The 16,657-nt window shown below is 38.8% G+C and carries 16 protein-coding genes and 1 other annotated feature; of the genes, 6 read left to right on the forward strand and 10 right to left on the reverse strand.

Annotated elements, in window-relative coordinates:
- Positions 1-122: 122 nt before the first annotated feature.
- Both ACFX40_RS11650 and rpsD read left to right on the forward strand, forming a co-directional pair.
- On the forward strand, positions 123-602 hold the full coding sequence (locus tag ACFX40_RS11650; protein WP_028410505.1) for a GAF domain-containing protein: 480 nt from the start codon (positions 123-125) through the stop codon (positions 600-602).
- Between the two features lie 416 nt (positions 603-1,018).
- Positions 1,019-1,621 (forward strand): 30S ribosomal protein S4, encoded by a 603-nt coding sequence (gene rpsD / locus ACFX40_RS11655; protein ID WP_013059485.1) that lies wholly within the window; start codon positions 1,019-1,021, stop codon positions 1,619-1,621.
- Between the two features lie 74 nt (positions 1,622-1,695).
- Here rpsD and tyrS read toward each other — a convergent pair whose 3' ends face one another.
- Both tyrS and acsA read right to left on the reverse strand, forming a co-directional pair.
- Positions 1,696-2,955 carry a tyrosine--tRNA ligase gene (gene tyrS, locus ACFX40_RS11660; RefSeq protein WP_028410504.1) on the reverse strand — a complete coding sequence of 420 codons (1,260 nt, stop codon included), beginning with the start codon at positions 2,953-2,955 and terminating at the stop codon, positions 1,696-1,698.
- Positions 2,956-3,030: 75 nt separating this feature from the next.
- Positions 3,031-3,241, reverse strand: a binding site (T-box leader).
- Between the two features lie 139 nt (positions 3,242-3,380).
- Positions 3,381-5,096: an acetate--CoA ligase gene (gene acsA, locus ACFX40_RS11665; protein WP_028410503.1), complete on the reverse strand. Its 1,716-nt coding sequence runs from the start codon at positions 5,094-5,096 to the stop codon at positions 3,381-3,383.
- 284 nt (positions 5,097-5,380) lie between these two features.
- Here acsA and ACFX40_RS11670 point away from each other — a divergent pair, with 284 nt between their 5' ends.
- The 3 genes from ACFX40_RS11670 to ACFX40_RS11680 are packed head-to-tail and all read left to right on the forward strand — an operon-like array spanning position 5,381 to position 7,848.
- Positions 5,381-6,013, forward strand: a complete 633-nt coding sequence (locus tag ACFX40_RS11670) for a GNAT family N-acetyltransferase (RefSeq protein ID WP_098333415.1) — start codon at positions 5,381-5,383, stop codon at positions 6,011-6,013.
- A 30-nt stretch (positions 6,014-6,043) separates the two neighbouring features.
- Positions 6,044-6,685, forward strand: a complete 642-nt coding sequence (locus tag ACFX40_RS11675; protein ID WP_028410501.1) for an acetoin utilization AcuB family protein — start codon at positions 6,044-6,046, stop codon at positions 6,683-6,685.
- Positions 6,685-7,848 (forward strand): acetoin utilization protein AcuC, encoded by a 1,164-nt coding sequence (locus ACFX40_RS11680; protein ID WP_028410500.1) that lies wholly within the window; start codon positions 6,685-6,687, stop codon positions 7,846-7,848. The genes ACFX40_RS11675 and ACFX40_RS11680 overlap by 1 nt, the downstream gene beginning before the upstream one ends.
- Positions 7,849-7,877: 29 nt before the next feature.
- Here the strand turns inward: ACFX40_RS11680 and motS are convergent, their stop codons facing one another.
- The 7 genes from motS to ACFX40_RS11715 all read right to left on the reverse strand — a co-directional run bounded on the left by motS (position 7,878) and on the right by ACFX40_RS11715 (position 13,849).
- Positions 7,878-8,534, reverse strand: a complete 657-nt coding sequence (gene motS, locus ACFX40_RS11685; protein WP_098249344.1) for a flagellar motor protein MotS — start codon at positions 8,532-8,534, stop codon at positions 7,878-7,880.
- Entirely contained in the window at positions 8,524-9,327 is an 804-nt protein-coding gene (gene motP, locus ACFX40_RS11690) for a flagellar motor protein MotP (RefSeq protein WP_028410498.1), read from the reverse strand. The genes motS and motP overlap by 11 nt, the downstream gene beginning before the upstream one ends.
- 53 nt (positions 9,328-9,380) lie before the next feature.
- Positions 9,381-10,379: a catabolite control protein A gene (ccpA, locus tag ACFX40_RS11695; RefSeq protein WP_025750682.1), complete on the reverse strand. Its 999-nt coding sequence runs from the start codon at positions 10,377-10,379 to the stop codon at positions 9,381-9,383.
- A 558-nt stretch (positions 10,380-10,937) separates the two neighbouring features.
- The gene (locus ACFX40_RS11700) at positions 10,938-12,014 is read right to left on the reverse strand and encodes a bifunctional 3-deoxy-7-phosphoheptulonate synthase/chorismate mutase (protein ID WP_028410497.1); all 1,077 of its coding nucleotides are present in this window, start codon (positions 12,012-12,014) and stop codon (positions 10,938-10,940) included.
- A 329-nt stretch (positions 12,015-12,343) separates the two neighbouring features.
- Complete coding sequence (gene ytxJ, locus ACFX40_RS11705; protein ID WP_013059495.1) at positions 12,344-12,667, reverse strand: bacillithiol system redox-active protein YtxJ; 324 nt, start codon at positions 12,665-12,667, stop codon at positions 12,344-12,346.
- Positions 12,668-12,880: 213 nt separating this feature from the next.
- Positions 12,881-13,336, reverse strand: coding sequence for a YtxH domain-containing protein (locus ACFX40_RS11710; protein WP_013059496.1), 456 nt, complete (start codon positions 13,334-13,336; stop codon positions 12,881-12,883).
- A 27-nt stretch (positions 13,337-13,363) separates the two neighbouring features.
- Complete coding sequence (locus ACFX40_RS11715; protein ID WP_013085231.1) at positions 13,364-13,849, reverse strand: DUF948 domain-containing protein; 486 nt, start codon at positions 13,847-13,849, stop codon at positions 13,364-13,366.
- A 282-nt stretch (positions 13,850-14,131) separates the two neighbouring features.
- On the opposite strand from ACFX40_RS11715, the gene ACFX40_RS11720 reads away from it, so the two are divergent.
- Complete coding sequence (locus ACFX40_RS11720; protein ID WP_013085232.1) at positions 14,132-15,247, forward strand: aminopeptidase; 1,116 nt, start codon at positions 14,132-14,134, stop codon at positions 15,245-15,247.
- A 39-nt stretch (positions 15,248-15,286) separates the two neighbouring features.
- On the opposite strand, the gene murC is transcribed toward ACFX40_RS11720, so the two are convergent.
- A complete protein-coding gene (gene murC, locus ACFX40_RS11725) occupies positions 15,287-16,588 on the reverse strand; it encodes a UDP-N-acetylmuramate--L-alanine ligase (RefSeq protein WP_013059499.1) in 1,302 nt (433 codons plus the stop codon).
- Between the last annotated feature and the right edge of the window lie 69 nt (positions 16,589-16,657).

Here is a 16,657-nt window from a genome sequence, read left to right on the forward strand (position 1 = left end):
CTCTCTACATAATTCGTGATAGGCTTTTTAGTTCCTGTAATCTTTTATCGACAAAGTAGCGTTAAAACTGACGTTTCCTGATAAAAATTCATTAAATCTTATGTTGAATGGAGGAGAATACATTGTTTAATGTCGAAAACTACAGCGGCTCAAAACAAAAGGATTATGAATTAGTAATTAAGCAATTACGCGCCTTATTAGAAGGAGAAAGCAATACAATTGCTAATCTAGCAAATGCTTCAGCTTTACTAAATCAATTTTTAAATGAAGTAAACTGGGTAGGTTTTTATTTAATGGAAGACGACGAGTTAGTACTCGGTCCTTTCCAGGGGCTGCCGGCTTGTGTTCGCATTCCACTTGGAAAAGGCGTATGCGGTACAGCAGCTCAAAATCAAAGAACAGAGCGAATCGAAGATGTTCATGCATTCCCTGGCCACATTGCATGTGATGCTGCTTCTCAATCTGAAATCGTTGTGCCAATGGTAAAAGACGGTAAACTTTTAGGTGTTCTTGATATTGACAGTCCAATCAAGAAACGCTTTGATGAAATCGATCAACAGTATCTTGAAGAATTCGTCAAAGAACTCACTTCTTTTCTTTGAATATGAATAAGCAAAAAAACCGCTGCATATCAGCGGTTTTTGCTTATTAAACAAACGTTTGATTAGCCCATCACCACCGTTTTCTTATGTTCTTTCTTCTCCTTGCATCCTTCAAAAGAATATATCCTTTCTTTTACATTCTTTTAATCTTCAATCTTCCTTGACTTTATACGAGGAAACACCTATAATACTCGTTGTGTGAAATATTGCAGCTTATACAATCTTCTTTATGTTTTTTCATTTTGTTCCTCATTAAAAGATTGTTTTACAGAAGTAGCAATTCTTTTAACAAGATGGTGTATCGTGTAACTCTCTGCTGCTAGAGCGATGGTACATGAAAACAAAATGAGCATATCGCTAGAATGTGTCTGTTTTTGTTTTGCATAAAATAAAAACACAAACAAGGAGGAGTCATCATGGCTCGTTATACAGGTCCAAGTTGGAAAATCTCTCGTCGCTTAGGTCTTTCTCTAAGTGGTACAGGTAAAGAATTAGAAAAACGCCCTTACGCTCCAGGTCCACACGGCCCAGGTCAACGTAAGAAAATTTCTGAGTACGGTTTACAATTACAAGAAAAGCAAAAATTACGCCACATGTATGGTGTAACTGAGCGTCAATTCCGTAACTTATTCGTTGCTGCTGGTAAATTAACTGGTAAGCACGGTGAGAACTTCATGATTCTTTTAGAAGCTCGTCTTGATAACTTAGTATACCGTATGGGTCTTGCACGCACTCGTCGTCAAGCTCGTCAATTAGTTAACCACGGTCACGTTTTAGTTGACGGTAAACGCGTTGACATCCCATCTTACCGTGTACAACCTGGTCAAGTGATCGGTGTTCGCGAAAAATCTCGCAACCTTTCAATCGTGAAAGAAGCGCTTGAAGTTAACAACTTCGTACCAGACTACTTAACAGTAGACGCTGAGAAATTAGAAGGTACATTCACTCGCTTACCAGAGCGTTCTGAATTATCTGCTGAAATCAACGAAGCACTAATCGTAGAGTTCTACTCTCGTTAATAGTAAAAAGCCGTTCCTTATGGAGCGGCTTTTTCACTGTCTATATATATAAAAAAAGGCCTTTCGGCCTTTTTTTATGCGTATTGAATAAGCGTATATTTTTTCTTGCCTCGACGAATCACTGTGAATTGACCTTCAATACGGTCTTCTGCACCTACTGTTTTTTGTAAATCTTGCTCGCGCTCACCATTTAAGTAAATCGCACCGTTTGAAATATCTTCACGTGCTTGACGTTTAGAAGGAGAAATTTTACTTTCTACAAGTAAATCAATTAAACCAATATCTTCACCTGTATGCGTGTAAGAAGGAACATCCTTGAATCCTTGCTTAATTTCTTCTGCTGTTAACTCTGAAATACTTCCGCTAAATAAAGCTTGCGAAATACGAATTGCTTGCTCAAGAGCTTCTTCACCGTGTACAAGCGTAGTCATCGCTGCCCCTAGTGCTTTTTGTGCTTCGCGTTTTTCAGGAGCTTCTTTTGCAGAAGCTGCTAATTCATTAATTTCTTCGTGTGATAAGAATGTAAAGTATTTTAAATATTTTATAACATCACGATCATCTGTATTAATCCAGAATTGGTAGAATTCATACGGACTTGTTTTTTCAGCGTCTAACCAAATTGCTCCGCCTTCTGTTTTACCGAACTTCGTTCCGTCAGCTTTTGTTACAAGCGGAACTGTTAATCCAAATGCTTTTGCATCTTCTTCTGATTTACGAATTAATTCTAAGCCAGCCGTAATATTTCCCCATTGGTCGCTGCCGCCAATTTGAAGCTTACAGTTATATGTTTGGTATAAATTCAAGAAATCGTATGACTGTAAAATCATGTAGCTAAATTCCGTAAATGAAATGCCTGATTCGATACGAGATTGAACAGAATCCTTTGCCATCATATAGTTAATACCAAAGTTTTTACCGATATCTCGTAGGAATGTAATAACATCTAATGAGCCAATCCAGTCATAGTTATTTGCAATAACTGCTGCATTTTCACCTTCTTCGAAATCTAAGAAGCGTGAAAGCTGACCTTTAATACGCTCACTAAACATGGCAACCGTTTCTTTTTCATTTAACGTACGCTCTGCTTTTTTACCGCTTGGATCTCCAATAAGACCCGTACCTCCACCAACTAATGCAATTGGTTGATGTCCAGCTTGTTGAAAGCGACGTAAAATTAAAACAGGAAGCATGTGGCCGATGTGAAGGCTGTCGGCTGTCGGATCGAATCCACAGTACAAACGAACAGACTCTTTACTCAAAAGTTCACTTAAACCTTTTTCATCCGTTTGTTGGTTAATGAGCCCTCGAAACTCAAGATCTTGTAAAATATCCATGTTATATATTCTCTCCTTTATCTAATTGCTCGTTACAAGTTGTTGAACAACATAAAAAACGCCCCTTCTTAAAAAAGAAGGGACGAAAATATCGCGGTACCACCCTATTTGGAAATAAATTATTTCCCACTTAAATGATGTAACGGTCTACCCGTCTTTTGCTACTGTAAGTTCACAAAAGATGCTCAAGGACGTATTTCATATTTGTCTATGTACTGATTTTCAGCAACCATCAGCTCTCTTAAACAGGGAGACAAGTATTACTTCTTCCTATCACTGCAGTTTATTTTATTTAAAAGTTTACACCCCACAATTATGAATGATTTCATTTTAAAATTCAAGTCCAAAAAAAAGTTCAAACAGCTGGCTGTTTGAACTTTATAGAAATCACTTATTTTCCCTACAAAGATTGAAACATTTACTCCTTAGTCTTCCATCGTTGACAAATCGCCCGTTGGCAAATCTAATTCCCAAGCTTTTAAAACGCGACGCATAATTTTACCGCTTCGTGTTTTAGGTAGCTTATCTTTAAACTCGATTTCACGCGGGGCTGCATGAGCAGCTAACCCTTTTTTCACAAATTGACGAATATCTTCAATCAGTTCATCTGAAGATTCATACCCATCTCTAAGTGCGATAAATGCTTTAATAATTTCCCCACGCACAGGGTCAGGCTTACCAATAACACCCGCTTCTGCTACAGCAGGGTGTTCAACAAGCTTACTTTCTACTTCAAATGGCCCCACGCGTTCTCCTGCCGTCATAATAACATCATCGATTCGGCCTTGGAACCAAAAATAACCGTCTTCATCCATATACGCCGAATCACCTGATACGTACCAATCACCTGGCATAAAATATGACTCATACTTTTCTTTGTTGTTCCAAATCGTATGCATCATAGATGGCCAGCCTTTTTTAATTGCTAAGTTACCCATTCGATAAGGTGGAAGCTCTTGTCCTTGATCGTCAACGATTGCTGCTTGTACACCTGGAATTGGTTTCCCCATAGACCCTGGCTTAATTTTCATAGACGGATAATTACAAATCGTCTGACCTCCAGTTTCGGTCATCCACCACGTATCATGAATACGTTTTTGGAACACCTTCATTCCCCAGCGTACCACTTCAGGATTTAACGGTTCTCCCACACTTAATACATGTCTGAGATTACTTAAATCATAGCGTTTAACTAAGTCATCACCAGCACCCATTAGCATACGAAAAGCTGTAGGTGCGCTGTACCAAACCGTTACGCCAAAATCTTCAAGTGCTTGATACCATGCATCTGGACTAAATCGTCCTCCCACAATCACATTGGTTGCTCCAGCAAGCCAAGGACCAAAAATCCCATAGGAAGTCCCCGTTACCCAACCGGGATCTGCTGTACACCAATACACATCGTCATCTTTTAAGTCGAGCACCCACTTAGCGGTTTGATAATGCTGAAGCATTGCATTATGAACGTGAAGCACCCCTTTTGGTTTGCCAGTTGAACCTGATGTATAATGAAGCAGCATACCATCTGTTCTATCTACCCACTCAATTTCCACCTCTTTATTCGCCGCTTCTAATCGCTTCAGAAAATCTAGTTGAATGCCTTCTTCTCCTACATTTTCCCCTACCAGGAGAATGTGTTTTAAAGCTGGCAAATCTTTCACCGGAACGCGGCTCAGCAATTCAGGCGTCGTAATTAACACTTTTGCATCACTGTCTTGCAAACGATCTTTTACTGCACCTTCCATGAACGCTTCAAATAAAGGCCCAACAATAGCGCCAAGCTTCACCGCGCCTAACAATGCAAAATAAAGTTCCGGAGAGCGAGGCATAAAGATAAACACGCGATCTCCCTTCTCTACGTCTGCTTGTTTTAGCACGTTCGCGGCTTTGTTTGACCATTCTTTCATTTCTTTGAATGTATATTTTTCATTGCGCTGCGCATCTCGATAGTAAAGCGCAACTTTATTTTTACGCGTAGAGTTTGCGTGCTTATCAATTGCTTCATAAGCTGCATTTAATTTACCTGTTTCATGCCATGAAAATTCCTTCTCCACTTGTGACCAGTCAAAGGTTTGATACGTTTTATCATAGTCCTGTAAGTTGTATACCCCTTCAATTACAGGAAGCGCTTCCACCTTCATCACAAACTCCCCCTTACGTATAAAATTTACAAACCTATTATATAACAAAAATAGACTTTTCACAATTTTATAAAAATTATTTGTCGGAATTGGGATAATAGTCTCCCTTGTTATATGACAACCTTTGTTATAGAAGTGTCGAATTAACAAGAATCTCTTTTAATTTCCTATTCTATGTTTTTTAAAAAACTCCTTTTCTTTTATTTAATTTTTTGAAAACGCTTTAATATAGAGTTTTTTTTGTATTATAATACAGATAAGACTGCTTGAAGGTGGTGATTCATGTGAAACATTCCCAAACATACAATATGAAAGAACTAAAAACAGCTGTTGGAGCAATTGTTATTGAAGGACCTGTCTCCTCCAAGACCTTGCAACAACTTGATTTTCATGAGCAACTAACGGCCTTTCGTCCACCTGAACAGCAAAAAGAAGCATTGATCGAGATTGCCAACTTGCCTGAAGGTAGAATCATTATTGCTCGCCATCATCATACAATCATTGGTTATGTAACCTTTTTATATCCCGATCCTCTAGAACGATGGTCGGAAGGAAATATGGAGAATTTAATCGAATTAGGAGCTATAGAGGTAGCCGCTCCATTTCGCAGCTGCGCTGTTGGTAAAAACCTGCTTATCGTATCTATGATGGATGATGCAATGGAAGATTATATTGTCATTACGACAGAATACTATTGGCATTGGGATTTAAAAGGAACAGGGCTAAATGTGTGGGACTACCGCAAAATTATGGAAAAAATGATGAATAAAGGCGGACTGACGTGGTTTGCCACAGATGATCCGGAGATTAGCTCCCACCCTGCTAATTGTTTGATGGTAAGAATCGGGAGCAGAGTACCTCAAAAAAGCATACAAGAATTTGATAGCCTGCGCTTTCGAAATCGCTTTATGTATTAAGCTGACCTTTAAGAAAAGGAGCTGTGTCTGATGATTGTTGAAGAGATGATGAAAACTGATCTCGTTACCTTAACCCCCGACCATACGATTGCTGAAGCTATGAAACTTTTAGATACACATAAGATTAGACATATCCCTATCGTTAATGACCTTCATCACGTAGTTGGCATCATTTCTGATCGAGACGTAAGAGATGCAAGTCCATCTATTTTAGATAATACTTATACATCTGCTCTTCTATCTGAACCCGTGCGGATGATTATGCAAACAGAAGTCATTACAGCTCACCCTCTTGATTTTGTTGAAGAAATTGCAAGTATTTTTTATGAACATCAAATCGGTTGTATTCCCGTCACCAAAAACAAGCGGTTAGTAGGCGTTGTTACCGAAAGAGATCTATTACATACGTTTATTCAGCTTACCGGCACTAATAAGCCAGGTTCACAAATTGAAATAAAAGTAGAAAATAAGGCTGGTGTTCTCGCTGAAGTTACGTCTCTCTTTGCTTCAACGAGAACAAACATCTTAAGCGTACTTGTCTACCCTGATGTAGATGAACGATATAAAATCCTTGTGCTTCGCATTCAAGCTATTAATCCATTGATTAGTATAAATACATTAAAAGAAAACGGCTATGAGGTGTTGTGGCCTAAATTACCGGAGATGACGTAATGACTAGTAATGCTGTATTTATTTATTCAGATGATATTCTTTCGTACAAATTCAGCAATAATCATCCGTTTAACCAGCTTCGTGTTCAACTAACATATGAACTGTTACGGGAATTTGGCGCTTTAGGCAATCAAGATATTGTATTACCGCGGATGGCATCTGATGAAGAACTTCAGCTTGTCCATGATACTAGCTATATTCAAGCGGTAAAATTAGCAGGAAGCGGCGAGCTTTCTATTGAAAAAGCAGCAGATTTTGGTCTTGGAACAGAAGATACACCTATGTTTCCAAACATGCATGAAGCCAGTGCTTTTTTAGTTGGGGGTACGCTTACTGCTGTAGATTATGTGATGACTGGAAAAGCTAAGCATGCTCTAAATTTAGGAGGAGGATTGCACCACGGCTTTCGAGGAAAAGCTTCCGGCTTCTGTATTTATAACGATAGCGCGGTAGCCATCAAATATATGCAGCAAAAGTACAACGCGCGTGTTCTCTATGTCGATACAGATGCTCACCATGGTGACGGTGTGCAATGGACATTTTATGACGACCCTTCCGTTTGTACTCTTTCCATTCATGAAACGGGACGCTACTTGTTTCCAGGCACGGGAAACGTTAACGAACGCGGGCACAGTGAAGGCTATGGTTATTCATTTAATGTGCCTGTTGATGCTTATACGGAAGATGAGTCTTGGCTCGACGTTTATAAGACCTCTTTAAAAGAAGTAGCTGCTTTTTTTAAACCAGATGTTATCTTGACACAAAATGGAGCCGATTCTCATTATTACGATCCGCTCACTCATTTATGCGGCACCACAAAAATATACCGTGAGATTCCTAAAATTGCTCATGAAATTGCCCATGAATACTGTCAGGGAAGATGGATTGCGGTTGGCGGAGGAGGTTATGATATTTGGCGGGTTGTTCCTCGGGCTTGGTCATTCATTTGGCTTGAAATGATTGAACGAAAGGCAGAAGGCATGCTTCCTCTGTCATGGCTTGAAAAATGGACAAAAATATCGCCTCATCCCGTTTGCACGCAGTGGGATGATGAACCTAATATCTATCAGCCAATTCCAAGAAAACCCGAAATAACAGAAAAAAACGCTCAAACTCTTGAGCGCGCTCTTTATCCTATTCGTTCTCATACATCTCATTCTTAAAAAAAGGCTATACAAGCGTATGGCCTTTTTCACTGTGCTTCGGGATCTGAAATAATAATTTCGACGCGTCTATTTTTTTGTAGATTTCCATTAGACGTGTTCGGAACAAGCGGCTTCGTATCTCCGTATCCAAGTGCTTCAAAGCGGTTAGCAGAAAGAGAAAAATGGTTCGTTAAATAACGTATGACGCCGCTAGCACGCGCTGCCGATAGTTCCCAATTAGATGGATAGCGATAGGTGTGAATGGGTCGATTGTCGGTATGACCTTCTACTTTAATATCATTTGGAATAGTACTGAATAACCTTCCTAATTCATCCAGAAAAGGGGTGCCTTTTTTCAAAATGTCCGCTTGTCCTGTCTCAAACAGCACCTGTTCTTGTAAAATAAGCACAACTCCGCGTTCATCTCGCTTAGCGGTAATGACATTCTGAAGCTTATTTTCCTTCAGGTAATCCTGCACTTTTGCTAAAATGTTATCCAGCTTTTGAGACTGCTGGCTCTTTTCTACAGAAGCTAATGAGCCACCGTTTGTAAGCGAATTGACAACGGTCTGAAACTTTTGATTATCAACGCTAGACATTGAAAATAGTAAAATAAAAAAAACTAATATTAACGTCACCAAATCAGCAAATGTTACCATCCATTTTGGCGACTGTGCCGAATACCTTTTTCTTCTACGCTTCACGAACGTGTTCTCTCTTTTCTTCCAGCTTTCGTTTTTCAACAGGGGCAAATACTTTTAGCTTTGCTTGCACAAAGCGAGAATTTTGACCCGCCTGCAAGCCGATGACACCTTCAATAATTACTTCTTTAACAAAAAGCTCATGTTCCGTTTTACCAGCTAATTTAGCTGCGATTGGCTGAAAAAACAAGTTTGAAAGCAGCGCCCCGTAGAAAGTCGTTAAAAGAGCAATTGCCATGTTAGGCCCAAGCGATGAAGGAGTGTTAAGGCTTTTAAGCATTAGCACTAGCCCAACGAGCGTCCCAATCATTCCCCAAGCGGGGGCATAATCGCCTGCTTTTTCAAACATACTTCGACCTCTCGCATGTCTTTCTTCCACTGCAGCTACTTCAGCTTCAAGCAGCTCTCGAATCATTTCCGGTTCTACTCCATCAATGGCTAGCAAAATACCTTTTTTCACAAATGAATCATCGATTTGTTCAAGCTCTGCTTCTAACGATAGAAGTCCTTCTCGACGCGCTTTTTCCGATAAATGTACAAATGTTCCTACAATTTCTTCTACGTTTATTTCTTTAGATTGAAACGCTTGTTTCCCTACTCTTCCCATATTTTTTAATTGTTTTAAAGGAAAGCTCACGCAAAGCGTACCAAAAACGCCTCCCAGTACAATTAAAATCGATGGTACATCAATAAAAGCTAAAAAACCGCTCATTCCTCCACTTGAAATAACCCCAAACACAACCATAGAGATACCAATTAGTATCCCTATAGGTGTGAGCATATCAACTTTTTTCATATTCTATCTCCCCGTGTCTGAACTTTGGATTCGTTCTTATTCATTCACAGGTATTATTTTGTTGATTGTCTGAACTCGATGCGGTGAGGAAGCTGTACAATGCTGCTGTCTACCGTTTCTTTGTTCATGTATTTCGTTAAGAGACGCATCGCTACTGCACCAATATCATACATTGGCTGTACAACAGATGTTAACTGAGGACGAACCATTGTTGAAAGTCTTGTGTTATCAAAACCGATAACCTCTAGATCGTTTGGTACATTCAACCCGCGATCTTGTGCCCCGTGAATAACGCCTAATGCCATTTCATCCGTTCCAACGAAAATAGCAGTTGGCTTTTCAGCTTCTTCTAATAGTTTTTCAACCGCTTCAATACCTGAATCGTACGTGTAGTCTCCTTCTACAATATAAGAATCACGTACAGGCAATCCGCTTTCAGTAAGAGCACGCTTGTACCCTTTTACTTTTTTCGCATGATTGATTGGTTCTTCTAGCGTACCTGAAACGAATGCAATATTTTTATGACCGCTGTCAATTAGTGATTGCACTGCATCAAAAGCTGCTTGTTCATAGTCAATAGTTACAGATGGGATTTGGTTAGTTGATTCGATTGATGCTGCAAGTACAACTGGAACCGGTGATTTTTTTAGCTCTTCTACGTGTTCTTCCGTTACGTTCCCACTCATGAAGATGATTCCGTCTACTTGTTTGCCAAGCATGTTATTTAAAAGGTGAAGTTCTTTATCTTGATTTTGGTCGGAGTTACTTAAGATGATATTATATTTGTACATCGTTGCAATATCTTCGATTCCACGCGCTAATTCTGCATAGAAAATATTTGAGATATCAGGAATGATAACTCCTACTGTCGTTGTTTTTTTACTTGCTAATCCACGCGCTACTGCGTTCGGACGATAGCCTAGTCTTTCAATTGTTTCTAATACTTTTTTTCTAGTTGATGGTTTTACATTTGGATTTCCGTTTACCACACGAGAAACCGTTGCCATCGACACGCTTGCTTCCCTTGCTACATCATAAATTGTTACGTTCACAACAAACACTCCTTATCGAAAAACATTTCGTTTATTTTATCCTTATTCCATTTCTTGTATTTACGTATATAAATCCATCTTCCTTTATAGAATGGCTATTTCTAGCTCCTTCACTCTTACATACAGCCTAGATACCCTGTATGCATCTAAATCATTCCTGTTATGCTCTTATTATTACGTGGCAAAGACAATTTTACCAGTTTATATGTAACAATGTAAAAGACGGTGTATATTAAGTAAATAAAAAAAGTGAATCGCGAATTTATATCATATGCACTCACAGAATGATAGCGAATATCTGTAACTACTATACGATACTATGTGCTTCATCGCAACGTATTTACCGCCTTTTTCCGACAAGTTTCACGAGAATTTCATAAATTCTTGTTTTTTGGATTTGCACTTATTATTTCCTATTTTGACAAAAGTTATCGACTGTTTTCAAAATACGGGATAATTTCGCTTATCTTTATTATAACGAAAGGCAAACAAGCTTGAAACCATTAAGTGCTTCAAACTTGTCATAAAAGTATACGAATTTTTCATTTTTACGTTTTTTTATAAATTTAAGTTACATATAGGTTTTAGCTGCTTCATAAATTCTGTAAATTGCGGGATATCCATTTGCTGAGCTGAGTCTGAAAGTGCTACCGCAGGATCTGGATGAACCTCCGCCATAATTCCATCTGCTCCAATGGCAAGAGCCGCTTTAGCCGTTGGAACAAGTAAATCTCGTCTTCCCGTTGAATGCGTGACGTCGACTAAAACAGGTAAATGAGTTTCTTGTTTTAAAATGGGAACAGCTGAAATATCCAACGTATTTCGCGTTGCTCGCTCATACGTACGAATTCCTCGTTCACACAAAATCAGCTGATCATTTCCTTTTGAAACAATGTATTCAGCAGCATTAATAAACTCATCAATCGTAGCGGCTAAGCCTCGCTTTAATAAGACAGGCTTCTTCACCGCACCCGCTTCTTTTAACAGCTCAAAATTTTGCATATTACGAGCACCAATTTGAATCACATCTACGTATTCTACAGCTGTTTCAATATCAGCGGGGTCGACAATTTCACTAATAACAGCTAAATCGTATTCGTCAGCTACTCTTTTTAAAATTTGCAGTCCTTCTAAGCCAAGGCCTTGAAAATCATAAGGAGATGTTCTTGGCTTGTAAGCTCCTCCTCTAAGCATCCGCACGCCCTGCTGCTTCACCACTTTTGCTACGGCTGCTACTTGCTCATAGCTTTCAACGGAACAAGGTCCTGCTACAAAACGCTGAAGTCCGTCACCAATTGTTTCTCCTTTTACCGTAACAATTGTATTTTCCGCCTTCTTTTTACGGGATACAAGAAGTGCTTTACGATGATCATCTTCTTGAAGCTCTAAATGAGCTTTGAAAATCTCTTTGAAAATATGTTGAAGCGTAGACGTTTGAAACGGTCCTTCATTTTTGCTTAAAATCGCATCAAGCATTGCTCGTTCACGAACGGGATCAAACCGTTTGGTTGACTGCATTCCTTTTAACTTTCCTATTTCTTGAACAAGCTCGCCTCGCTCATTAATAAGCTTTAACAATTTCATATTTACTTCGTCAATTTGAGATCGCAAACGCTGAAGATCTGAATTCGTCATGTACGTCCACCCTTTCACTGATTTTAAAAAATCCGTTTAGCAGGGTTACTACATAAGATGATAGATGATGGAGGATATATGTAAGGGGCTTCTCTGCTTTTATGTGCTAAACTACATCTATTGTACGAAAAAGCGGATGAAACCGCAATCAGCTTATAAAAAAAAAGAGGTTGAGTCATAGCTAAATCGCTCCAATCTAAAGGCGAACAAATGGGATAAACAATCTATTATGGATTGCTTGTCATACAGTAAACCTACGTTCACCATGCCAATGAAAAAATCCGAACGATTAATGTTCGGATTTTTCTTTCACTAAAATACTTTTTTGATTAGTGAGCTACGTTTTTCGCTAATTCGTCTTCGTTAATGTTCCAGTGAGAAGCATGCCACTTCACTTTTCCATCTTCAAACAGAAGCGCTTGAGGTGATTCATGCTTCACTTCATACGTCTCAGCGATATAGTTAGATACATCACGTGAATCTTGAACATGAAGATAATAAGAAGGAATGTCTTCATGACTAGAAGCAAACGCTGAAAATGCCTCATGACCAGCTGCACTAATTGGACACGTTGTGCTGTGTTTTAAAAATAAAAAGCGATTGTTTTCCTTTACAACTTGTTCGAACTCTTCAACTGTTGAAATTTTTTTCATATTTTTCACCCTTTCTGTACTTACTCTTAAGTTTACATGGTTTGACCGTTTCCATACAAAAAGAGTGCTCAGCTTTATGTATGATACTCATAAATTCATTTATAAGGTGGAGTTTTTTTCTGCAATGAAAAAATTATTTACTTGCTGTTATCCCACCTACATTACATACAAAAAAAGCGTTCACCCTATAGGGTAAACGCTTTTGATTCTTTATTATGGTCGTGGCACTGTGCTTTCCACTTCATCTAGTGCTTTTTGAGCTTCTGTTAGCTTCTGCTGAACGTCTTCGTTGCTTTGAGACTCAACTTCATCAGCAAGCACTTCTAAGCTTGTTGGCGGTAATGCTTCGTGTTCAGGATCTACTTTACGGAAGTTTTTCACCTTGTCCACTACTTGTGAAGATTGCTCAGACAGTGTTTGTGATAAACCAGCCGTTTTTTCCTTAGCCGTTTGAGCAAACCCTTGTCCTTTTTCAACAGCGCTGTTTTTCGCTTGCTCCGTTTTTAAACGAACGTAAGCTGCCTGCTCATTTAAATCAGAACGGAACTCTTTACCTGATTTTGGAGCAAGTAGTAATGCCGTTGCAGCTCCTACAACTCCTCCAATCACTGTTCCTACTAAAAAGCCTTTATTTGAAGTGTTGTTTGGTTTATTTGGTTTGTTTGACATATGCGTCTCCTCCTTTAAAGTTCATCCTTATGAAAATGAGCGTGAGCGTTGAACCGCTTTTTCTTTTACTTCAACAGGTACAGGCTCTGCTTCAACTTTTTTCTGTTTTCTTAATTTTATACGCTCCCATACGTCTAATGCAACATTGCTCCATTGAACGACTTGAGCAACAGTTTCTTTATTTTCTTCTACTTTCTCTGAAACGCTTGATGATACGCTTTTAATAGACTTATTTAGGTCTTGGATTGAGTCACCTACGCCTTTAACAGAATCCACCACTGTGTTCAGCGCTTCGGATTTACGCTGAATATCTTCAGCTAACAGATTAGTCTTATGTAAAAGTGCAGTTGTTTCGGCTGTGATTCCTGTCATTTGCTTTTCTACACCGTCTAAAGTACCTGCCACTGAATTTAATGTGTGCTGAACGGATTTCAATGTTTTGGACACGGAAACCACCAGGTAAAAAATCGCAATGGCAACAATAGCAGCGCTTAAATAAAGAATAATAACCATCTGTGCAAGGCACCTCCTATTTTCTTCTCTCTTGTTATAACTACTTTCCCAATTTTATAAACAATTAAACCTTCTATTCCCTATAGACTCTTTAACTTTACCATATTCTCTCTGCTTTTATTCAGAAAAAGGGAAGATTGCTACATTATTTCGCGATATATGAGTTATTTCCCTTCCCAAAGAAAAAAAGGATTTTAAAGCATAAAAACAAACAAAATAAGCTCAGTGGGGTACAATAGAAAGTGAATCACCAATCATTGTTATTTTAAGGAGGCACTATTTATGAAAGACCCTAGAATTGCGACATTAGCTAAAAATTTAATTAATTATTCTGTTCGCCTTCAAAAAGGAGAAAAAGTATTAATCGAAAACTTTGGACTTCAGCGCGAACTTGTGACAGCACTTGTAGATGAAGCGTACAAGGCGGGTGGTTATCCATTTGTACTGCTAAAAGATCATTCGGTAGACCGAGCTCTTTTAAACGGTGCACAAGAAGAGCAGTTCAATATGATGGCAGACTTTGAAGCAAATGTGATGAAAGAAATGAATGCTTATATTGGCTTGCGTTCCGGTTCAAACATTTTTGAACAATCAGATGTTCCCGCAGATAAAATGAAAATCCAAGGGAATACGATCGGTAAAAAAGTACATAGAGAAATTCGCGTTCCAAAAACAAAATGGGTTGTTCTTCGCTATCCAAACGATTCAATGGCGCAGCTTGCTAAAATGAGTACAGAAGCATTTGAAGATTTTTATTTTGATGTATGTAACTTAGACTATGGCAAAATGAGCAAAGCGATGGATGCTTTAGTTGAGCTCATGAACCGTACGGACAAAGTGCGTTTAACAGGTGAGAATACAGATTTAACGTTCTCTATTAAAGATATTCCTGCAGTGAAGTGTGCGGGGGAAATGAACATTCCGGACGGTGAAGTATACACCGCTCCTGTACGTGATTCTGTAAACGGAACAATTTCTTACAACACTCCTTCTAACTATCAAGGCTTTACGTTTGAAAATGTATCTTTAACATTTAAAAACGGTAAGATTGTTGAAGCAACCGCTAATGATACAGAACGCATCAACGGCATTTTTGATACGGATGAAGGCGCACGTTTTGTTGGCGAATTTGCGATTGGCGTAAATCCATATATTCAACATCCAATGCAAGACATTTTATTTGATGAAAAAATTGACGGAAGCTTCCACTTCACTCCTGGCGAGTGCTACGAAGATGCGTATAATGGAAACAAGTCAAATATTCACTGGGATATGGTGATGATTCAGCGTCCAGAATACGGCGGCGGTGAGATTTATTTCGATGACGTGTTAATTCGTAAAGACGGGCTATTTGTCATTGAGGAATTAAAAGCGTTAAATCCTGAAAATTTAAAATGAGCTTTGAAATAAAAAAGGCACTCTCCTGAGTGCCTTTTTTTATGATACAGTTTGCTGATATAGTTTTTCAAACTTTTGAATGTCTCCAGCACCCATAAATACTAATACAGCTTCATTATGGTCTTTTAACGATTCAATTGTTTCTTCATTAATTAATTCAGCTCCGCTGATTTTGCTTCGTAAATCTTCAATTGATAATTTACCTTGATGCTCACGAGCTGATCCAAAAATGTCACATAGATATACTTTATCAGCGTGCTGTAAGCTTGCTGCAAAGTCCTCTAAGAACGTTTGTGTACGCGTAAAAGTATGCGGTTGGAAAACAGCCACAACTTCACGGTTTGGATATTTTTGACGAGCAGCTGAAATCGTTGCATTAATTTCCGTTGGATGGTGTGCATAATCATCGATTAGCACTTGTTTGCCAACGTTCTTTTCACTGAAACGACGCTTTACACCTTGATATGTTTTAAAACGCTCTTGCAGCACAGCAACATCAATTTCTTCATAATGACAAAGTGCAATAACAGAAAGTGCATTTAAGATGTTATGGTCGCCATACCCTGGAATTTCAAATGATGCGTGGAATGTATTACGAACGAACACATCAAATGTTGTGCCTGTTGTGCTTTTTACGATATTACGTGCTTGGAAATCATTTTCTTCGCCTAATCCGTAATAAAGAACAGGTACCTTCGCTTGAATTTGCTGCAGATGTTCATCGTCACCACAGGCAATAATTCCTTTTTTGACTTGAAGTGCCATCTCTTGGAACGCGCTGAATACATCATCGATATTGGCAAAATAATCAGGGTGATCAAAATCAATATTCGTCATAATTGCATAGTCTGGCGTATAAGATAAGAAATGGCGGCGATACTCACATGCCTCAAACGCAAAATACTTGCTGTCTTTTACACCTTTACCCGTACCGTCTCCAATTAAATATGAAGTAGGTTCAGCTCCTTGAATCACATGCGCTAACATACCCGTTGTGGATGTTTTCCCGTGTGCTCCTGTTACGGCTACACTCGTATACTGTTTCATAAAGTCACCTAAGAAACGGTGATAGCGTACAAGCTTGACTCCTTCTTTTGAAGCTGCTTCTGCAATTTCTTCATGCGTATCAGGAAAAGCATTTCCTGCGATTACAGTCATGCCGTCTTTAATATTATTTTTATCAAATGGTAAAACAGGAATTCCCTGCTGCTCTAGTGCTTTTTGCGTAAAAATTTCTTTTTCAATATCCGATCCTTGAACTTGAAAGCCCATATCGTTTAGGATTTGCGCAAGCGCACTCATTCCTGTTCCTTTAATACCTACAAAATGGTAAACTGTCATATAAAGAACCTCCAACATTCGTCTATCTGTAAGACAGTATATGACGGTTATCTAGAATTGCTCTTACAA

The sequence above is a fragment of the Priestia sp. YIM B13552 genome (assembly GCF_042787775.1).
Classification (GTDB): Bacteria; Bacillota; Bacilli; order Bacillales; family Bacillaceae_H; genus Priestia; species Priestia megaterium_E.

Coding starts and splice junctions, on each gene's coding strand:
- ACFX40_RS11715 (WP_013085231.1), bottom strand. CDS start 13,849: ATGGTTATTATTCTTTATTTAAGCGCTGCTATTGTTGCCATTGCGATT.
- tyrS (WP_028410504.1), bottom strand. CDS start 2,955: ATGGATATTTTACAAGATCTTGAGTTTCGAGGGCTCATTAACCAACAA.
- ACFX40_RS11675 (WP_028410501.1), top strand. CDS start 6,044: ATGATTGTTGAAGAGATGATGAAAACTGATCTCGTTACCTTAACCCCC.
- ACFX40_RS11720 (WP_013085232.1), top strand. CDS start 14,132: ATGAAAGACCCTAGAATTGCGACATTAGCTAAAAATTTAATTAATTAT.
- murC (WP_013059499.1), bottom strand. CDS start 16,588: ATGACAGTTTACCATTTTGTAGGTATTAAAGGAACAGGAATGAGTGCG.
- acsA (WP_028410503.1), bottom strand. CDS start 5,096: ATGAAGGTGGAAGCGCTTCCTGTAATTGAAGGGGTATACAACTTACAG.
- ytxJ (WP_013059495.1), bottom strand. CDS start 12,667: ATGAAAAAAATTTCAACAGTTGAAGAGTTCGAACAAGTTGTAAAGGAA.
- rpsD (WP_013059485.1), top strand. CDS start 1,019: ATGGCTCGTTATACAGGTCCAAGTTGGAAAATCTCTCGTCGCTTAGGT.
- ACFX40_RS11680 (WP_028410500.1), top strand. CDS start 6,685: ATGACTAGTAATGCTGTATTTATTTATTCAGATGATATTCTTTCGTAC.
- ACFX40_RS11700 (WP_028410497.1), bottom strand. CDS start 12,014: ATGACGAATTCAGATCTTCAGCGTTTGCGATCTCAAATTGACGAAGTA.
- ACFX40_RS11710 (WP_013059496.1), bottom strand. CDS start 13,336: ATGTCAAACAAACCAAATAAACCAAACAACACTTCAAATAAAGGCTTT.
- motP (WP_028410498.1), bottom strand. CDS start 9,327: ATGAAAAAAGTTGATATGCTCACACCTATAGGGATACTAATTGGTATC.